3 protein-coding genes are annotated in these 2,268 nt (G+C 70.5%); 1 reads left to right on the forward strand and 2 read right to left on the reverse strand.

What is annotated here, in order from left to right; genetic code table 11:
* Positions 1–461, reverse strand: a 461-nt coding sequence (locus tag AC30N0_RS01440; RefSeq protein WP_489516159.1) for a DEAD/DEAH box helicase, incomplete at its 3' end; no start/stop codon positions are given.
* A gap of 279 nt (positions 462–740) precedes the next feature.
* Positions 741–1,337, reverse strand: coding sequence for an oligoribonuclease (gene orn / locus AC30N0_RS01445; protein WP_489516160.1), 597 nt, complete (start codon positions 1,335–1,337; stop codon positions 741–743).
* Between the two features lie 67 nt (positions 1,338–1,404).
* On the opposite strand from orn, the gene AC30N0_RS01450 reads away from it, so the two are divergent.
* Positions 1,405–2,268: M48 family metallopeptidase (locus tag AC30N0_RS01450; protein ID WP_489516161.1), on the forward strand; the 864-nt coding region annotated here is incomplete at its 3' end.

Raw genomic sequence — 2,268 nt, forward strand, 5'->3', positions numbered from 1 at the left:
AGCACGGCCTTGCCGGTCTGGAGGTGGTCGAGCAGGGGGCCGGGCGTCGTGTTGAGGTTGTCGTGCGGGCCGCGCAGCGCCTTCAGCTGGGCCGGGTACGGCACGCCGGCGACGTCGGTGGCCACGCGCAGGCCGGGCACGTGGCGGCCGTAGGTCGCCGCCGCCTTGGCGATCTGGATCGCCAGCTCGCGCGTCGGCGTCAGCACCAGGATGCGCGGGCCGTACACGGTCGCCTTGTCACGCCGCTTCGACGGGTCGGCGCGGGCGAGCAGGACGCGCTGCAGCGCCGGCAGGATGAAGGACGCGGTCTTGCCGCTGCCGGTGGCGGCGGCGACCATCAGGTCGGCGCCGGCGAGCGCGGGCGGGATCGCCGCCGTCTGCACGGTGGTGGGCGCGTCGTAGCCGGCGTCGGTGACGGCGCGGGTCAGGGGTTCGGGCAAGCCGAGGGTATCGAAAGTCATTGCAGTCTCGAGTCCAACCGGTGCCGCCGCTTGCGCGCGAAGGCACCCGCCCGTGCACGGAGGCAAGGGCTGAAAGGTCGCAGGGAAAGCCCGGTTCGCGCCCTGGATCGGGCACGACGGTCTGGCAAAGGCCTCTAGCGACGGCATCGCCGCCGACCATACCGCGCAGGGTTCCGGGTCGCCGTTAGACGGCGCCGGGGCGGTCAGAGGGGATGTACGAATCGCCGCAGCCTGCGGTCTCGGCCTGAGCCGGACGCCTGTTGCGGCAAGCCTGCGATTCTACATCGCGGTGCCCGTTCCTGCAGGCGAGGTGGGTGCGGCGCGCAGGAAGTGCTCGCGGTAGTAGCTCAGCTCGTCGATCGACTCGTGGATGTCGGCGAGCGCCGTGTGCGCCTGGGCCTTGCGGAAGCCGGCCAGCAGCTCGGGCCGCCAGCGCCGCGCCAATTCCTTCAGCGTGCTCACGTCGAGGTTGCGGTAGTGGAAGAAGGCCTCGAGGGCAGGCATGGTCGCGGCGAGGAAGCGACGGTCCTGGCAGATGCTGTTGCCGCACATCGGCGAGGTGTTCTTCCTCACGTAGCGCTGCAGGAACTCGATCACCTGCCGCTCCGCTTCGGCCTCGTCGACCGTCGAGGCGCGGACCCGCTCGGTCAGGCCGCTCCGGCCGTGCGTGCCGGTGTTCCAGGCGTCCATGCCGGCGAGGACCGGGTCGCTCTGATGGATGGCGAGCACCGGCCCCTCGGTGCGACAGCCCAGCCGGGCATCCGTCACCACCACGGCGATCTCGATGATGCGGTCGCGCTCGGGCGAGAGCCCGGTCATCTCCAGGTCGATCCAGACCAGGTTGTGTTCATCGAGCGTGAGTTCGGTGGCGGTCATCGGCAGGCTCCTGGGGGAAATTCTCGCAGCACTCACGCAGGTGAGCGCGACGCCTACACTTCCGGGCATGTCCTCGACCTGGACCATGGTCTTCGCAGCGGCCCTGGTGGCATCGCTGGCGATGCGCGGCTGGCTCGCGGCCAGGCAGGTGCGTCACGTCGCCCTGCACCGCAACGAGGTGCCCGCGCCCTTTCGCGCCTCGATCCCGCTCGAGGCGCACCAGAAGGCGGCCGACTACACCCTGGCCAGGGCTCGGCTGGGCCATTGGCACATGGTCTTCGGCGCGATCGTGCTGCTCGGCTGGACCCTGTTCGGCGGCCTCGATGCGCTGAACGTCGCCGTCCGCGACGCGGTCGCGCCGCGCTGGGGCGGATTGCCGTACGAGATCGTCCTCGTCGCCGCCTTCATCGCCATCGGCGCCGTGCTCGATCTGCCCTTCGAGCTGTACACGACCTTCCGCCTCGAACAACGCTTCGGCTTCAACCGGATGACGTGGCGTCTATGGCTGGCGGACGCGCTGAAGTCGCTCGCCGTGAGCCTGGTGCTCGGGCTGCCGCTCCTGGCCGCCGTGCTGTGGATCATGGCCGCTGCCGGCAGCGCCTGGTGGCTCTGGGCATGGGCGGCGTGGATGGCCATCGTGTTCGCCGCCCAGATCGTCGTGCCCACGGTCATCGCCCCGCTCTTCAACCGCTTCCGCGAGCTCGACGACCCGAGGCTCCTGGGCCGCGTCCAGGCGCTCATGAAGCGGGCCGGGTTCGCCGCGAAAGGCTTCTTCGTCATGGACGGCAGCCGCCGGTCAGCGCACGCGAACGCGTACTTCACCGGCTTCGGTGCGGCGCGCCGGGTCGTCTTCTTCGACACGCTGCTGAAGCGCCTGGCGCCGGCCGAGGTCGAGGCCGTGCTCGCGCACGAGATCGGCCACTTCAAGCTG

Source organism: Rhizobacter sp. (assembly GCF_031412495.1).
In the GTDB taxonomy this organism is placed as follows: Bacteria; Pseudomonadota; Gammaproteobacteria; order Burkholderiales; family Burkholderiaceae_C; genus Schlegelella_A.

Excerpts from the sequence above, each read along its gene's own strand:
- orn (WP_489516160.1), bottom strand. The coding sequence starts at position 1,337 with ATGACCGCCACCGAACTCACGCTCGATGAACACAACCTGGTCTGGATC.